Annotated in this window: 15 protein-coding genes and 1 tRNA gene; 6 read left to right on the top strand and 10 right to left on the bottom strand. The window is 54.2% G+C overall.

What is annotated here, in order from left to right:
• Positions 1-5: 5 nt before the first annotated feature.
• From FGL65_RS11735 to pyrG, 9 genes are all read right to left on the bottom strand, one after another.
• Positions 6-455, bottom strand: coding sequence for a PTS sugar transporter subunit IIA (locus tag FGL65_RS11735; protein WP_147821377.1), 450 nt, complete (start codon positions 453-455; stop codon positions 6-8).
• A gap of 2 nt (positions 456-457) precedes the next feature.
• Positions 458-1,006 (bottom strand): ribosome hibernation-promoting factor, HPF/YfiA family, encoded by a 549-nt coding sequence (gene hpf, locus FGL65_RS11730; protein WP_147821376.1) that lies wholly within the window; start codon positions 1,004-1,006, stop codon positions 458-460.
• A gap of 37 nt (positions 1,007-1,043) precedes the next feature.
• Positions 1,044-2,456, bottom strand: coding sequence for an RNA polymerase factor sigma-54 (gene rpoN, locus FGL65_RS11725; protein WP_147821375.1), 1,413 nt, complete (start codon positions 2,454-2,456; stop codon positions 1,044-1,046).
• 266 nt (positions 2,457-2,722) lie between these two features.
• Entirely contained in the window at positions 2,723-3,445 is a 723-nt protein-coding gene (gene lptB, locus FGL65_RS11720) for an LPS export ABC transporter ATP-binding protein (protein ID WP_147821374.1), read from the bottom strand.
• On the bottom strand, positions 3,445-4,338 hold the full coding sequence (gene lptA / locus FGL65_RS11715; protein ID WP_147821373.1) for a lipopolysaccharide transport periplasmic protein LptA: 894 nt from the start codon (positions 4,336-4,338) through the stop codon (positions 3,445-3,447). The genes lptB and lptA overlap by 1 nt, the downstream gene beginning before the upstream one ends.
• Positions 4,339-4,340: 2 nt before the next feature.
• Positions 4,341-4,949, bottom strand: a complete 609-nt coding sequence (gene lptC / locus FGL65_RS11710; protein ID WP_147821372.1) for an LPS export ABC transporter periplasmic protein LptC — start codon at positions 4,947-4,949, stop codon at positions 4,341-4,343.
• Positions 4,950-5,474, bottom strand: coding sequence for a KdsC family phosphatase (locus FGL65_RS11705; RefSeq protein WP_147821371.1), 525 nt, complete (start codon positions 5,472-5,474; stop codon positions 4,950-4,952). It lies immediately after the preceding gene.
• Positions 5,467-6,276, bottom strand: coding sequence for a 3-deoxy-8-phosphooctulonate synthase (kdsA, locus tag FGL65_RS11700; RefSeq protein ID WP_147821370.1), 810 nt, complete (start codon positions 6,274-6,276; stop codon positions 5,467-5,469). Before kdsA ends, FGL65_RS11705 begins: the two co-directional genes overlap by 8 nt.
• 24 nt (positions 6,277-6,300) lie before the next feature.
• Positions 6,301-7,938 (bottom strand): CTP synthase, encoded by a 1,638-nt coding sequence (pyrG, locus tag FGL65_RS11695; RefSeq protein ID WP_147821369.1) that lies wholly within the window; start codon positions 7,936-7,938, stop codon positions 6,301-6,303.
• 173 nt (positions 7,939-8,111) lie between these two features.
• Here pyrG and FGL65_RS11690 point away from each other — a divergent pair, with 173 nt between their 5' ends.
• From FGL65_RS11690 to FGL65_RS11670, 5 genes are all read left to right on the top strand, one after another.
• Positions 8,112-8,924: a phosphoribosylformylglycinamidine synthase subunit PurQ gene (locus FGL65_RS11690; protein ID WP_147821368.1), complete on the top strand. Its 813-nt coding sequence runs from the start codon at positions 8,112-8,114 to the stop codon at positions 8,922-8,924.
• Positions 8,925-8,930: 6 nt separating this feature from the next.
• A complete protein-coding gene (locus FGL65_RS11685; protein ID WP_147821367.1) occupies positions 8,931-9,425 on the top strand; it encodes a nucleoside deaminase in 495 nt (164 codons plus the stop codon).
• A gap of 54 nt (positions 9,426-9,479) precedes the next feature.
• Positions 9,480-9,575, top strand: a tRNA-Ser gene (locus FGL65_RS11680).
• A 615-nt stretch (positions 9,576-10,190) separates the two neighbouring features.
• Positions 10,191-11,540 carry a hypothetical protein gene (locus FGL65_RS11675; protein WP_222705766.1) on the top strand — a complete coding sequence of 450 codons (1,350 nt, stop codon included), beginning with the start codon at positions 10,191-10,193 and terminating at the stop codon, positions 11,538-11,540.
• Positions 11,541-11,847: 307 nt separating this feature from the next.
• A complete protein-coding gene (locus FGL65_RS11670) occupies positions 11,848-12,294 on the top strand; it encodes a DUF6790 family protein (protein ID WP_147821365.1) in 447 nt (148 codons plus the stop codon).
• Between the two features lie 51 nt (positions 12,295-12,345).
• Here FGL65_RS11670 and FGL65_RS11665 read toward each other — a convergent pair whose 3' ends face one another.
• Entirely contained in the window at positions 12,346-14,319 is a 1,974-nt protein-coding gene (locus tag FGL65_RS11665; protein WP_187170372.1) for a methyl-accepting chemotaxis protein, read from the bottom strand.
• Positions 14,320-14,659: 340 nt separating this feature from the next.
• Here FGL65_RS11665 and FGL65_RS11660 point away from each other — a divergent pair, with 340 nt between their 5' ends.
• On the top strand, positions 14,660-15,304 hold the full coding sequence (locus FGL65_RS11660) for an RluA family pseudouridine synthase (protein WP_147821364.1): 645 nt from the start codon (positions 14,660-14,662) through the stop codon (positions 15,302-15,304).
• The last annotated feature ends 11 nt before the right edge of the window (positions 15,305-15,315 follow it).

Genomic DNA, 15,315 nt, shown 5'->3' with positions numbered 1-15,315 from the left:
AGGCGTCAGGAGTTCTTGAGGAGTTTCCAAAGGGTCTCCCCGTCCTCGGCCTGGAGAAATTCCCTGCGGAAATTCTCGTCCTTGAGCAGCCGGGAAATCTGCGCCAACAGCCGCAGATGCAACCCCGCAACCTGCTCCGGAGCCAGAACCAGAAAAAAGATATGGCAAGGCTTGAAATCGAGGGCTTCGAATTCAACGCCCTCGATACTGCGGCCGACAACCACCCGGATTTTTTCCAGGCTTTCCAGCTTGCCGTGGGGAATGGCTATCCCGTCGCCGATGCCGGTGGTGCCGAGCTTTTCTCTTTCCAGAAGCACGGAAACGGCCTGTTCCGCATCAAAAGATGCGGTCGTGGACGCCAGGGGGGAAACAAGTTCGGCAAGGACCTCCGCCTTGGTGGCGGAGGTCAATGCCGGTATTATGAGTTCTTTTTCGAGGTAATCACCGAGTTTCATGATTAATGTCCAGGATCTATAAGGCCGAAATCACCATTTTTTCTTTTGTAGATGACGTTGATTCCTTCGGTATCGGAATTGAGGAACACCAGGAAGTCGTTTTCCTTGGTGTCCAGCTGCATAGCCGCTTCATCAATGGACATGGGCTTGGGCTCGTAGGAGTCCCGGCCCACGATGGTCGGAGTCCAGTCGCCGGATTCCCGGTCGTGGAAAGTCAGATAATCCATCTGCACCGTCTTGTTGGCTTTGGCCTTCTTGCTCCGGCTCTTCATCTTTTCGCGCGACTTGCGCAGCTGAGCTTCGAGCTTGTCCAGAACCATGTCGATGGAAGAGTACATGTCCTCAGAAGACTCCAGGGCCGTCATGTTCATATTGTCGGCCTTGAGAATCACTTCAGCCTTCTGGCGGAATTTCTCTACCATCAGCGTTACCTGGAGTTCGGCGACGTCGGAATGGGAGACGTACTTGCCGAGTTTGCCGAAGCGCTTGTTGGCATACTTCTTCAGGTGGTCGGACGGGTCGAAGTTCTTGAAGGTGAAACTGATATTCATGGACTACCCTCCTACGGTTGTGGGTATTGAGAAGCTTCTAGAAAAACTGTTTCCGCTTGGACGAAGAGGGAATGCCCATTGCCGAGCGGTATTTTGCCACGGTTCTCCGCGCAATATTGACGTCCAGTTTTTCTTTCAGAATATCACCGATTCTTTCGTCACTTAATGGTTTTTTCGGATTCTCCTCGCTTATGAGTTCTTTGATAAGGGCCTTGACGCTTTCCGAGCCGACCTGGGAGCCGTCCCCGAGATCCAGTGCGCTGTTGAAGAAGAACTTCAGCTCAAAGATCCCGTGGGGCGTGGACACGTACTTGCTGGTCGTGATCCTGCTGACGGTCGATTCATGCATATTGATGTCTTCGGCTACCTCCTTGAGAATCAGGGGCTTGAGTTTGGTTACCCCTTCCTCGAAGAAATCACGCTGAAAACGGACAATACTTTCAACTACTTTATACAGTGTGCGCTGGCGTTGGTACAGACTTTTCATCAACCACGCCGCGGAACGCATCTTCTCTGAGAAGTAATCCTTTTCCTTCTCGTTACGGGCCTTGACGTTGTCCACATAGAACGAGTTCATCTGCAGCCTCGGCAGGCCGTCCTCATTGAGGATGATAACGAATTCGTCCCCGAATTTGTAAACGAACACGTCAGGGCTGACGTAGTGCGGTTCCGTGGACGAGAAATTCGTCCCGGGCATGGGGTCGAGTTTCTGGATTTCCTCGAGGTATTCCTTGAGCTCTTCCATGCTGATCTTGAATTTGCGGGCCAGGGGCTTGTAGCGATGCTTTTCCAGGTCCTCCAGGTGGTCGCGCACCAGGGAGACAAGAACGGGATCGTCGTCCAGTTCATAGACTTCGAGCTGCACCAGCAGACATTCCTGGGGGGTCCGGGCTCCGACTCCGATGGGGTCGAGACGCTGGATTTTCTTGATGACCGACTCCACCTGTTCCTCGGTGGCCGCGACCATGGAAAGAATGTCGGCCACGTCGGCCTGTAGGTAGCCGTTGTGGTCCAGGTTGCCGATGATGATTTCGCCGATGGCGATTTCCTCGTCCGTGAAGTTGGAAAGGCGCATCTGCCAGTTGAGATGGCCGCCCAGGGAAGGCTTGGAGGCAAGGCGTGCCTCGAAGGACATGCCCTCTTCCGGGAGCTCCGCTTCCCGGGCATGAGACTGCTTGGAGGTACTGGAGAATTCGCCCAGGTAGTTTTCCCAGTCCGCGTCACGGATCAGTTCCGCGCTTTCGTCATCGCCGGAACCGGCGTCCTTGGTGTCCTCCCGAACTTCTTCGGGATCGGGCTCCTCAAGGAACGGATTCTCCAGCAATTCCTGCTGCACGGTTTCAACCAGTTCAAGACGGGAAAGCTGCAGCAGCTTGATGGCCTGCTGCAACTGGGGCGTCATGACCAGTTGTTGAGAGAGCTTGAGTTGTTGTCTGAGTTCCAATCCCATATGTATTACCTGGTGACGGCTTCGGGCCGCTCGGTATAATCAGAATATTTTTCGATCGGTTCTTCGTTCGTTACGGATTCATGGGACAATGGCAAATGCCGAGCGCCAGAGGAATCATGATAACGTATTGTCACATTTGAATTTACAATTAAGCAAATCCAAGCATGAAAAAACTGTACCAATCTTCATAGCCCCTGTAAATCTCCAATATGAGAAATGCGGGGCGGCAGGGAGTGGAATTTGATGATTTCCGGGAGATTGGGCCCCTAGAGGCTGAAATCTTCGCCGAGATAGATCTGTCGGGCCTGACTGTTCTGGACGATTTCCTGGGGAGTGCCTTCCAGGATGATGGTTCCTTCGTAAACCAGGTAGGCGCGGTCGCAGATATTCAATGTTTCACGCACGTTGTGGTCGGAGATGAGGATACCTATCCCCATGCTCTTGAGCACAGAAATGATCTCCTGGATATCGATGACCGCAATGGGATCGATGCCCGCAAAGGGTTCGTCCAGAAGAATGAAGCTGGGGTTCATGATCAGGGCGCGGGCGATCTCTAGCCTGCGCCGCTCGCCGCCGGAAAGGAACATGGCCGGCTGATCCGCGAGTTTGGTGATGGTGAACATCTCCATGAGCTCCTCCGCCCTGCCGTGTTGCTGGCGGGGAGTCATTGAAGTCTGTTCGAGGATGATTTCAAGGTTCTGCCGCACGGTGAGCTTCTTGAAGATGGAGCTCTCCTGGGGAAGATAGCTGATTCCCATGCGGGCCCGCTCGTGCAGGGGACGGTCCGTGATCCTCCGGCCGTTGAATGACACCTCGCCCGTGTTGGGTTTGACGATCCCCACCAGCATATAGAAGGTCGTGGTTTTTCCCGCGCCGTTGGGGCCGAGAAGCCCCACCACTTCCTGTTTCGAGACATTGAGGTTGACGCTGTGCACCACCTCTTTCTGTCCGTACCTCTTGCTGAGGTTCGCTGCGACAAGCCCGTCCATTACTGGACCTTCAGGCCTTTGGGAGTAAAGAAGAGCGCTTCCACGCGCTTGCCCTTGTTGCCCACCACTTCGCTGCGGTTTTCCTTCACGTAGTAACGGATGACGTCGCCGGTGATGCTGTTGGGACCGTCGCTGAGCTTCGGATTGTCCTCCATGATCAGGATGCGGTCGGCCACCTGGTAGGTCACCTTGCCGCAGGAGCCCTTGGTCTTGCCCTTTTCCGCCCGGACATTGCCCTTGGCAACAATGCGGTCGATGCTGTCCACCTTGAGATTCTTTTTATCGGAGCTCATGAAATATGCCGAAATGGTATCGGCCCACATGGTCAGGCCCTCATGGTGCGCCACCACGTTCCCGATGAAGGAAACGATCCGCTTGTTTTCGTCATAGGTCATGCGCTCGGAGGTGATCTTCACGGGGACGCCGGGTACAGCCGTTGTAGGCTCGACAGCCGGGGGCGAACTGACCACCTGGCTTTTCACTTCACCCACGCCCTGGGCCGGGGCACTGGGCTTCATGGCTCCCGCAGCCGAGCTGGGGGTCTTCTTTTCCGGCGCGGGGGCGACGGGCTCGGGCGTTTTTCCGGGCAGCGGCTCACTCTGCGCCACCACGCTCAGGTATTTGCCGTTGGCATACCCGAGGGCTCGGGATTCATCCCGAATATCCTCGCTGATCTTGAAAATGGCCACCCAGCCGTTTTCCTGCAGGAAATCCGTTTTGACCTGCTGTCCCTTCTTGAGGGTCAGCACGTGCTCGGAATTGACGGTCGGTTTTTGGCGGACATTGAGATTCCGGTCGGCCCTGCGTATTTCCCCCCAATCCCCGGCAAAAGCGGAAACGGTGAAGAGTGTCAGAGCAAGTGTCGCAAAAAGTATTTTCCCCAAAAATCTCATAATCAGTTCTCCTGGGAGGACGTCAGATTGGTATTCTGCGGTATGATGACCGCTTCCACGCCGCCGGCCGCAACCAGTTCCCTGGATACGATGTCGATCTCAACGGCTGTCGCATTGACGGAAAGGTCCGGCCTGCTCACGGCCACGCCGCCTTTGAGGTAGACCTTACCGATGGCGCCTATGTAGTCGAAATGCTGGGCCTTGAGGGCGAACATGCCGAAACGGCCGTCTATGTTGTCCCACAAGGTCAGGTTGTCGTTCTTCTGGTCGATGTCCCCTGCGTCCGCCTTGATGAACACTTCCTGGCGGTCGTCGCCGAAAAAGGCGGTCAACTGGGGGCGCTCCACGGCAACCAGCTTCTTTTCCTGATTGTATTTAGCATTGGTTGCCTGGAGTTTCCACTGGAGCGCGCCGTCCTTGCCCTGGACCAGTTCAATATCCTCGGCCTCGATGTCGGCGTCTTCGAAGGCGGCCCGCTCGGTCCGTTCCTGGGGAGGAACGTTCTGCGGCATGGTTTCCGTTTCGGAATGCACGAATTCCTTGACCAGAAAGCCGAACAGGAGGCCGCAGACGAACACTGCGCCCCAGAGAAAAAGAGGACGGAATTTCATCTACTTGGCCCACTCCTTCCAGATGGCTTCGAACCGGCCCTGCTTCTTGAGCAGAAAGGCGATGGCTTCCCGGACCGCGCCATGCCCTCCGGGCTTGCGGGAGATCCAGTGGGCCATCTCGATGATTTCCGGTTGGGCGTTGGGCACGCTCATGGCCAGCCCCGCCCTGCGCATGACGCCCGCATCAATCCAGTCGTCGCCCATGAAGGCGGCCTGCTCTTCGGAAACGCCCGCCTTTTTGCAGACTTCCTCGAAGAGCGGCACCTTGTCATGGTTGCCCGGATAATAATGTCTGATGCCGAGTTCGGTGATGCGTCTTTCCACGGGTTTCTGGTTCAAGCCGGTGATGACGGCCAGTTCCAGCCCGGCGGCCTGCGCCATCTTGATGCCCAGGCCGTCCTGTACGTTGAAACGCTTGAAGGCCAGGCCTTCGTCGCCGTAATACAGGCCCCCGTCGGTCAGGACGCCGTCCACGTCAAGTACGAGCAGCTTGATGTTTTTTGCGCGATCTTCGGCGCTAAGCATCCACGATCTCCCAGATGGCCTTGAGCTGCCTGAGCAGCGGTTCCACGGAATCGAGGTACAGGCTGTTGGGACCGTCGCAGAGCGCCTTGTCCGGGTCCGGGTGGACCTCCAGGAAGACACCGCGAGCCCCCGCGCCAACCGCGGCGCGCGCCAGGACCGGCACGAATTCGCGTTGGCCGCCCGAGCAGCCCCCCTGCCCGCCCGGCAGTTGCACCGAATGGGTGGCGTCAAAGACCGTGGGCACGCCGAATCCGCCCATGATGGGCATGGAACGAAAATCAACCACCAGGTTGTTGTACCCGAACGTTGCTCCGCGCTCGGTAAGCCAGACCTTGTCGTTTCCGGCTTCGCGGATCTTGTTCACGGCGTTTTCCATGTCCCAGGGGGCAAGGAATTGGCCTTTCTTGATGTTGATGATTTTTCCTGTTTTCGCGGCGGCCAGCAACAGGTCGGTCTGGCGGCACAGAAACGCGGGAATCTGGAGAACATCCGCGACCTCGGCCACTGTGGCGGCCTGTTCGGGCCAGTGGATGTCCGTGACGACGGGAAGCCCGGTCTCCTTCCGTACTTCGGAAAGAATTTCGAGGCCTTCCTGCATGCCCGGGCCGCGAAAGCTGGCGCCCGAAGTACGGTTGGCCTTGTCGAACGAGCTCTTGAATACGATCGGAAGCCCGAGGCGTTCTGAAATGGCCTTGAGCTCCCGAGCGATGCCAAGCGTCAGTTCCCTCTGCTCAATGACACAGGGGCCGGCAATGATAAACGGCCCCTGTGTGCTGACTGAATACAGATCAGTGCTGTTCATAGAGTGGCTCTTTGCGGCTCTTCCCTATTTCTTGCCCTTCTCTTCCTTTGCGGCCTTGATGAAGTCGCGGAAGAGCGGGTGGGGATTCATGGGCCTGGACTTGAATTCCGGGTGGAACTGGCAGCCAAGGAACCAGGGATGATCGGGGATCTCGACGATTTCCATCAGGGATTCGTCCGGAGCGGTGCCCGAGAAGACCAGACCGCCCTTTTCACAGGCCTCGATGAAGTCGTTGTTGAATTCATAACGGTGTCTGTGGCGCTCGTCGATGTTGCTGGCCTGGTAGGCCTCGTAGGCGGCGGTGCCCTTCTTGAGCTTGCATGGATAGGATCCCAGACGCATGGTGCCGCCCTTTTCAGAGGATTCGTTGCGAACCTCGGTCTTTTTGGTGCGGAAGTCGTACCATTCCTTCATCAGGTAGATGATGGGATGCGGGGTGGAAAGATCGAACTCTTCGGAGTTGGCTCCTTCCATGCCCAGCACGTTGCGGGCGTACTCGATGCAGGCGCACTGCATGCCCAGGCAGATGCCGAAGAACGGAACCTTGTTCTCGCGGGCATATTGGATGGACAGGATCTTGCCTTCCACGCCGCGGGAACCGAAGCCGCCGGGCACCAGGATGCCGTCCAGGCCGCTGAGGCGTTTTTCCACGTTTTTGGAGGTGATCTTTTCGGAGTTCACGTATTCCAGCTCCACCTTGACCTCGTTGGCCACGCCGCCGTGGATCAATGCCTCGTGCAGGGACTTGTAAGCCTCGGTGAGGTCCACGTATTTGCCCACGATACCGATCTTGACCGAGCCCGTGGGATTCTTGAGCGTATGGACCAGTTTTTCCCAGGGATGCAGATCGGCATTCTTGGCCGGGAGCTTGAGCAGGATAGCGATCTTCTGGTCGACGCCCTCCTCGTAAAATTTCTGGGGAACTTCGTAGATGTTTTTGACGTCAACGGCGCTGAACACGGCGTCCGCGTCAACATCACAGAACAGGGCGATCTTGCGCTTGAGATCGTTTTCCAATTCCACTTCGGAACGACAGAGGATGATATCCGGCTGGATGCCGATGCTGCGGAGTTCCTTGACGCTGTGCTGGGTGGGCTTGGTCTTCAGCTCGCCGGCTGCGCGCATGTAAGGCACCAGGGTCAGGTGGATGTACAGGACGTTTTCCTTGCCGATGTCGTTCTTGAGCTGGCGGATCGCCTCCAGGAACGGCAGGCCTTCGATGTCACCCACGGTGCCGCCGATCTCGATGAGGGCGACGTCTTCGTCTGTGGGCATGTCCAGAACGGCCTTCTTGATCTCGTTGGTCACATGGGGGATTACCTGCACGGTGCCGCCGAGATAGTCGCCGCGGCGTTCCTTTTCGATGACCGAGTTGTAGATGGAGCCGGAGGTGTAGTTGTTGCGCTGGCTCATGGAAGCGCCCAGGTAGCGTTCGTAGTGGCCGAGGTCGAGGTCTGTTTCGGCGCCGTCGTCGGTGACGTAGACTTCACCGTGCTGGAAGGGATTCATGGTGCCGGGGTCGACGTTGAGATAGGGATCGAGCTTCTGGATGGTCGCCTTGAGTCCTCTGGCCTGGAGCAGCGCTCCGATGGAGGCTGCTGCCAACCCTTTTCCGAGTGAAGACAGCACGCCGCCGGTGATAAAAATAAACTTGGTTTTCATGTGCAGGTTTGCCCCTTGGTTAATCCTTGTAAATAAATGAATAAGCCGCTTGGCGGCTTGGTCTTATACTATATTGACTGACGACCCGGCGCTAAGTATGTACTCCCCAACACCGTGGCCTTTGTTTATGTTGCAAGGCCGCTCACCAATGTCAATATCGGGAGGACACTTAAATGGCCCGCGTCAACGCGCTTGTTATTACCGGATATGGCACCAATTGTGAACAGGAATGCGCGCATTCCGTTCGGGAAGCTGGTGCAGATTCTGCCGACATCATATACTTTTCCGATCTTGCTGCGGGACATTCCCGACTCGACGACTATAATTACCTAATTTTTCCGGGCGGTTTTCTCGACGGCGACGATCTCGGCGCCGCCCAGGCCGCTGCCCAGCGCTGGCGTTGGCTCGAAACCGAGGACGGAAAGCCCGTACTTGATCAGCTCAAAGCCTTTTTCGACAAGGGCGGCATCATTCTCGGCATTTGCAACGGCTTCCAGCTCCTGGTGAAGCTTGGCCTGCTCCCGGCGGTGGGCGGCAAATACTTCGAGCGTCAGGTCTCCCTGTCCTATAACGATTCGGGCCGTTACGAGGACCGCTGGGTGCATCTGAAATCCAACGCGGATTCTCCGTGTGTCTTCACCAAGGGATTGGATACCATGTACATTCCCGTGCGTCATGGTGAAGGAAAGATAATCCCCAAAGATGAAGCTTTACTTGAAGAATTGAAAAACCAAAACCTTGTCGCTCTTCAGTACGTGCATCCGGAAACCAAGGAACCGACTCAGGAATATCCTTACAATCCGAACGGTTCTCCGTGCGCCATTGCCGGACTGACCGATCCTTCCGGACGCATCCTGGGCCTCATGCCGCACCCCGAAGCATTCAACCACCCCACCAACCATCCGCACTGGACACGCGGCGAAGTTTCCGACGAGATCGGAATCGCAATGCTCAAAGGCGGGGTCAATTACCTCAAGGGGTTGTAAAAGGCAATGGCTTGCGCATGCATTCCTCCGGATCCTCCTGCGGGAACCACCTGGCGTGACCTCATGGGCACGGCTCTGGAGGAAGCCTTTCAGGCATCCAAGACGGGCGAGGCTCCTATCGGCGCAGCGCTATATTCGGCCAACGGCGGGCTGCTGGCCACAGCCCACAATCAGCCCATAGCGTCCTGCGATCCCACGGCCCATGCGGAAATTCTCTGCCTGCGCCGTGCCGCAGAACAGGTGGGCAACTACCGGCTGACCGGTTCCATCATGGTGGTTACGCTGGAGCCGTGCATCATGTGCGTGGGCGCGCTCATCCATGCCCGGGTGGCGGGAGTGGTCTTCGGCGCGTCCGATCCGCGCGCCGGTGCGCTGGTTTCCAACCTGGAAGGCCATGCCCTGCCCTTCACCAACCACCGGATGTGGTATGTGGGCGGCGTCATGGAAGACGAATGTTCCGCAACGCTGAAAAGGTTTTTTTTAGGCAAGCGTAAAGGTTAGTCCTTTTCGGGCTTGCATACCAAGCCGAGTCCGTTTATATACATCCTCCCATTCGGAGAGGTAGCGAAGTCCGGCCGTAACGCGCTCGACTCGAAATCGAGTTACGGGTTAATAGCCCGTACGTGGGTTCGAATCCCACCCTCTCCGCCAGAAGTTCAAATCCCTTGGAATGTGTTCCAAGGGATTTTTTGTTGCAAAAAAACAGTCTCGTGTCCCTAGAGTTCGCCAAGGCACAAGCCAGGGGTAAGCACTGTGGACGCACGGCGAAGCTCTCCAAGGAACAGATGGACGAGATCAGGCGGCGCAGGGAGGGAGTGGAAAAGAAGGCGTTGGAGCCGAGTTCGACATCAGCCGCCAGACTTTGTATCGGATCATCGAGGGATAGCCGAAAAACAGCCTCCAAATTTCGTCTCTGATGCTTCCTGGCCGGTCAAAGGCCAAATTAGAAGTCAGGACGCCTCTATGGCGTCCGCAAATGCCCGCCCTGCCTACGTTGCTGGACGGGCTTTGTCTTTGGGAATATCTGTCTTTTGGGATGGATAAAGATGTATTTGGTTGGTAGCCAATATTCCCAATCGATCCATCAAATTAATGTGACCACAAGGGCAATCATCAATTTTGACAACAGCGTGTAACTATTCCTTGCCAACTAGAACGGCGTCCTGATATTGATTTTATGGTTTAATTTCATATTGCTTTTTACACTGTCTACCCTTGTAGGTCTATATGTCGCTTCGCCTTCCCTCTCGGTATGAAGATTTGGATATGGCTTTTCGTGGTCGGTTGAAACCGAACCAGTCTTTACTTTCTTTTGTTAAACGAGCTTTCGCTTCTATGGAAGTTAGCGGCGGTATTCGTTTTCTTCCTGTTTATGGACAGAGTGGAAGTGGCAAAACCTCTGCAGCGTTAGAAATTGGAACACACCTCCCCGAGTTGTATGTTGAACAACTCCCTCGTCACGCGATCGAGGACGCTTCATCATTAAAAAACACTCTGGAAATAATGTCCAAAAAGGGGAAAGGCCGACGCCTTGTTGCTGTCGTCGATCAATATGAAGAGGTTGCTGCCCAAAGCACGTCAGTTCCCTCTACGTTTGTCGAGACGTTAAGCTTGCTAGATCGAGATCGCAGCAACCTCAATCAAATTTTATTTATATGGTTAACCACAAGCCGCGCCTTTCAGAACGACCTTGCTGCGGCTACAAGCCGAAATCAGCGCATCCTGGTCTCTAAAGACTTTGAAATTATCAGCATCGACAAATCGGGCTGGCCAAGTATTATTCAAGAAACATTTCAGTTTCACAACCAGGACAAAGATCTTTCTGATTGTGAAATTTTGGAGATGGATCTTCAACAAATAAGCGACGACTCTGTTACCCTTGGTTCAGCCATTGAAGAGGTTGGTGGCCGACTTGCCCAGTATATTACAGCCCTTCATGACCTTTCAGACTATATGGTTGTAATTCTTTGGCCAGTTACGGATGGTCTTCGAATATCAAGAGTTCAACAGTTTTCTGACCCTCGACAGGGCTACAAGCTTGATTGGAATGCATGGTATAGGCAATTGAATTCTGAAGATCAAAACACTTTGCCTCTTCGTGAGTACAACAGGGCACGATTGTATTTTGATGTGAGGATCGTTCCGATCGCTGCTGCCGACATTCACCCTCTCTGCAAAAACCTCGATGATGATTCATATATTCCAGGGAGAAGCTATCTGGATAGATTTCAAAAGACACATTTCATATCAGTTGCGTCGGGAAATTGGTCTCCTGATTCATACGCACCGTTAAGAGAGCGAGAATCTAAACGTGCTGATGAAGCTCGTGCGTGGTATCCAACGGTAACCCAGCAACCAACACACTTGGGTAAAAGATTGGCAACATGCATATCACAAATAGGATTAAATGCTGTACATGAGGAAACACTAATATCTTCCTATAGCAAAGTTCGAGCAGATGTTTTTATTGACAGAACACCAATTTTACCATCAAAAATAATAGTAGAACTGAAAGCATATAACGCCGAGAATACGATGCCATCAACCATTGCCACTGCCATTCAAACAACATTGAGACGACATGCACAGTTTGCTGGCTTTATTCCGCGTCAATGATAGGAGCATCTCAAAAAACATTGTTTTAAAGTGACATACCAGACTGCTACACCAAAGACAGAACGGCGACAAAATAACATCAATGATAACAGGATTTGCTGGTTCCATTTCTGGAATCCCACCCTCTCCGCCATGAATTCAATAAGGTCTTGTGAAAGCAAGACCTTTTTTTATTTTATGGCATCAATCTTTTTCTTGTTCGTTTTTTATACCCGCATTTGATGGCAAGGCATGAAATAATGGTTTCGTATTGCTAGTTGATTTAGCTCTGATAAAGCTGATGTTTTTACCGGCAAACGAGGTTGTCATGTATGTCGTTTATCTGGCTGTTCTTGCGCTTCTGATTGCGGGCGTGGACATAATCGTGCGGGATGCGCCGATATTCGCCACCCTGCTACTCTGGCTGCTGGTCATCAAGGTCGGGCTGGGTGGCATCTGGGCGTTCATGGGACATTATTTCAAATCCGAAGAAGTCGCGGCATACATAGGCTGGCCCGCGGGCAATCCCTTTCAGAAGGAAGTGGCGTTCACCAACCTGGCGCTGGGCTGCTGCGGTCTGCTCTGCTTCTTTTTCCGAGACGGGTTCTGGCTGGCCACCATTGTCTTTGCGTCCGTTTTCCTGCTGGGCGCATTTTCCGTGCATATGAAAAACAGGGATGAAACCGGCAACACGAATCCCGGGAATGCCGGTCCTGTCTTTTATGCGGACATCTTGGGGCCGGTCGCCTTGTGGGTTCTTTATTTTCTGAAGTGATAAAAAAAGCCCCTTCTGTTTCCAGAAGAGGCTTTCCTGTCTGTTTTCATCCTATCTGGTTGCCTCGTTCAGCTCCCCAATGAGGTTTCGAAGATCTTCGGCCAGGGAGGCGATTTCCTCGATCGCCTCTGCGGATTGTCCGATGCCTTCCGCCGTCTCCGTGGAAATCTGGTTGATTTCCTCAATACTGTTGTTGATTTCTTCGGAGGTGGCGGACTGCTGTTCCGCAGCCGTGGCGATGTTCTGGATCATATCGGCGGAGTCCTGGACGGTTGTGACGATGTTGGCGAGCAGATTGCCCGCCTCCTGGGCGTATCCGGAAGCGGTTTCCAGGGCGGTGTCGGCGTCCTGGCTCTTGTTCACGGAAATGCCCACGGCGGACTGGATCCCCTGAATGGCCTCCTCCACTTCCTTGGTGGCGTTCATGGTTTTTTCCGCCAGCTTGCGAACTTCGTCGGCCACAACGGCGAAACCTCGGCCGGCTTCTCCGGCCCGGGCCGCTTCAATGGCCGCGTTCAATGCCAGCAGGTTGGTCTGGTCCGCAATGTCGGTAATGACGTTCATGACGGCGCCCACGGCCTGGGCCTTGGTGCTCAGGTCGTCCATGACACGTGTCAGTTCGCCTGTCGTGCCCTGAACAACCACCACGGCATCCACGGTCTGCTGAACCTTGTTCTGACCTTCCTGGGCCTGCGCGCGGTTCTGTTCGGCCTTGTCGGCGGTATCGCTCGAATTCCTGGCAACTTCCAAGACCGTGGCGTTCATTTCTTCCATGGCCGTGGCCGTTTCCGTGATGCGGTCCTTCTGGTGGGCCGCACCCTTGGCGATATTCGAGGCCTGGCTGCTCAATTCGGTTGCCGCAGAAGCAAGGTGCTCGGCAATGCCGGACGCCCTGTCCGCTATCTGGGCCATGTGCTTCACCAGCTTGCCCACCCGCTCTTCGTTGGCCTTTGCTTCCTGCATGGCCTTTGTGGCTGCCTCGGCCTGCTGCTCGGCTTCCTTTTCCTTGTTTTTCGCATCGTCCATGGCCGCACTCAAGGTGTCGACCATGGCCACCACGTCCAGACGCAGATCCTCGAGTTCGCCGCTGAAGCTCAGTCCGGTGCAGGCGTCATATTGACCAGCCGCAACACTGCGGGAACATTCCTGCAGCGAGGTCAACTGGCTCAAAACGCTGCGAATGATCAGGAGGATGGTTCCGAGGACGCTGAGCGCAGCGATGACGGTCGTGACCAGGGTGATGAGCTGCATTTCGGTGATGACGGCAGCGGCTTCCTGATCCGCCCAAATCACGAATTCGGAAATGGATTCTTCCATTTCTCGGACGACATTGGTGAATTCAGTCGTATCCTGAATGATTTCCTCTTCGGAGTGGGCATATGCCTCGAATGCCTTTGAATACGTTTGAAGCAGGCCGACAATCTTAGTTTTTTGGTCATCGTCCAGCGTATACGATTCACTCACATCCCGCTGTATGACGGCCATATCTTTCTTGAATTTATCAAGATAACCAAAGTCCTTGCGGATAATGAAGTCTTTTTCCCGGCGGCGAAGCATGAGCATGTCCGCCTTCAATTTGTCGTTTTCCATCGAATTGAGAACATCCTCGACCTGATGAATTGCGTCCCTGAGCTCTCCCTGCTTTCCGTCCTTTTCGGTCAAGCCCTGAAATTTGATATCTTCGGCCACTTTGTGAAACGATTCCCTGTACTGCTTGAGCCGTTCCGCAAGGGCTGCAACACGATCCGAGAGATCGGAATCCAGGCCGACGACGATGTCGAGGTGCTTCAACGCCTCATCGATAGAGCCGGAGTTCGATTCCAGATATTTCAATTCCTTTCTGGCCAGAAAGTCTTTTTCACTTCTTCTGGATTGGAGCATCTGCTCCTTGGTTTGAATGAGGTTGCTTTTGATGTCCGCCTTTTCCTTGATGGCGCCGATGGCCATGAAATTTTCGGCATAGATCACCGCAAAGCCCAGAAAGGCTATTGCTGCGGCAAGGTACAGTTTCATTTTGATGGTCATTTTCCTCCCCCCTGGGAAAAGTGAACGAAGGCGATTTGAGCAACCCTCTAAAAAAATATTTATTATTGAAGAGTTAACTTGCGATCTGTTTCCCCTTCCAGTCTCGACCCGGTAAGTTACGTGAATTTGCTCGAACGTCTAGCTCGTTATAATTATCATTCGCAATAGAAAAAGCGCAATCGGGTCGAAGTGATCAATAATTAACACTTGAGCAAGGTTTGGATGACATTACTATTATATCATTCGTATGAGTCTGTGGAATTTAACTTTGTAAGTGTAAAGAATGACAAGCATTTAAAAGAACTTGTATTTGCAGGGCCTTTTTTCTATTGTCCGCGCCATGCACGTACCCGAAGGACTCGACGTCCTCTACTCGGACAATAAGATTGTGGTGGTAAACAAGCCCAGTGGCCTGCTTTCCGTTCCCGGCAAAGGGCCGGACAAGATGGACTGCGTGGTGACCCGTGTTCAGGCCATGTTTCCCGAATGTCGCAAGCACCCCGCTGTCCACCGTCTGGACATGGACACCTCGGGCATTCTCGTGTTGGGCCTTACCGCGAGGGCGCAGAGGGAACTTTCTATTCAATTTCAGGATCGCCTGACCTCCAAACGCTATGTGGCTCTTTTGGAGGGGCTCATTGAAGGAGAAATGGGGGTAATAGACCTGCCCCTGCGTACGGATGTGGACAACCGGCCCTACCAGATCGTCGATCATGAGCATGGACGACGGGCCATCACCATCTGGAAAAAGCTCGGGGAGGAGAACGGCTGGACCAGGGTCAACTTTACACCCATCACCGGGCGTTCCCATCAGCTGCGTGTGCATTCCTCCCATCCCGACGGATTGGGCGTGCCCATCGTGGGTGACAGGCTTTACGGCACCGGAAAATATCCGGGCCGTCTGCATCTGCATGCCGAGTATTTGCGCTTTACCCATCCCAAGACGGGCGAAGTGATGGAATTTCATACCGAGGCCCCGTTCTAGGACTCAGCAAT

The sequence above is a fragment of the Salidesulfovibrio onnuriiensis genome (assembly GCF_008001235.1).
Lineage (GTDB): Bacteria > Desulfobacterota > Desulfovibrionia > Desulfovibrionales > Desulfovibrionaceae > Pseudodesulfovibrio > Pseudodesulfovibrio onnuriiensis.
Note: the sequence above shows the minus strand (reverse complement) of the source record. Positions and strands in the feature narration are given on the sequence as shown.

What these genes read in the sequence shown, in the direction of transcription:
- FGL65_RS11735 (WP_147821377.1), bottom strand. Translation starts at nt 455, where the DNA reads ATGAAACTCGGTGATTACCTCGAAAAAGAACTCATAATACCGGCATTG.
- hpf (WP_147821376.1), bottom strand. Translation starts at nt 1,006, where the DNA reads ATGAATATCAGTTTCACCTTCAAGAACTTCGACCCGTCCGACCACCTG.
- rpoN (WP_147821375.1), bottom strand. Translation starts at nt 2,456, where the DNA reads ATGGGATTGGAACTCAGACAACAACTCAAGCTCTCTCAACAACTGGTC.
- lptB (WP_147821374.1), bottom strand. Translation starts at nt 3,445, where the DNA reads ATGGACGGGCTTGTCGCAGCGAACCTCAGCAAGAGGTACGGACAGAAA.
- lptA (WP_147821373.1), bottom strand. Translation starts at nt 4,338, where the DNA reads ATGAGATTTTTGGGGAAAATACTTTTTGCGACACTTGCTCTGACACTC.
- lptC (WP_147821372.1), bottom strand. Translation starts at nt 4,949, where the DNA reads ATGAAATTCCGTCCTCTTTTTCTCTGGGGCGCAGTGTTCGTCTGCGGC.
- FGL65_RS11705 (WP_147821371.1), bottom strand. Translation starts at nt 5,474, where the DNA reads ATGCTTAGCGCCGAAGATCGCGCAAAAAACATCAAGCTGCTCGTACTT.
- kdsA (WP_147821370.1), bottom strand. Translation starts at nt 6,276, where the DNA reads ATGAACAGCACTGATCTGTATTCAGTCAGCACACAGGGGCCGTTTATC.
- pyrG (WP_147821369.1), bottom strand. Translation starts at nt 7,938, where the DNA reads ATGAAAACCAAGTTTATTTTTATCACCGGCGGCGTGCTGTCTTCACTC.
- FGL65_RS11690 (WP_147821368.1), top strand. Translation starts at nt 8,112, where the DNA reads ATGGCCCGCGTCAACGCGCTTGTTATTACCGGATATGGCACCAATTGT.
- FGL65_RS11685 (WP_147821367.1), top strand. Translation starts at nt 8,931, where the DNA reads ATGGCTTGCGCATGCATTCCTCCGGATCCTCCTGCGGGAACCACCTGG.
- FGL65_RS11675 (WP_222705766.1), top strand. Translation starts at nt 10,191, where the DNA reads ATGGCTTTTCGTGGTCGGTTGAAACCGAACCAGTCTTTACTTTCTTTT.
- FGL65_RS11670 (WP_147821365.1), top strand. Translation starts at nt 11,848, where the DNA reads ATGTATGTCGTTTATCTGGCTGTTCTTGCGCTTCTGATTGCGGGCGTG.
- FGL65_RS11665 (WP_187170372.1), bottom strand. Translation starts at nt 14,319, where the DNA reads ATGACCATCAAAATGAAACTGTACCTTGCCGCAGCAATAGCCTTTCTG.
- FGL65_RS11660 (WP_147821364.1), top strand. Translation starts at nt 14,660, where the DNA reads ATGCACGTACCCGAAGGACTCGACGTCCTCTACTCGGACAATAAGATT.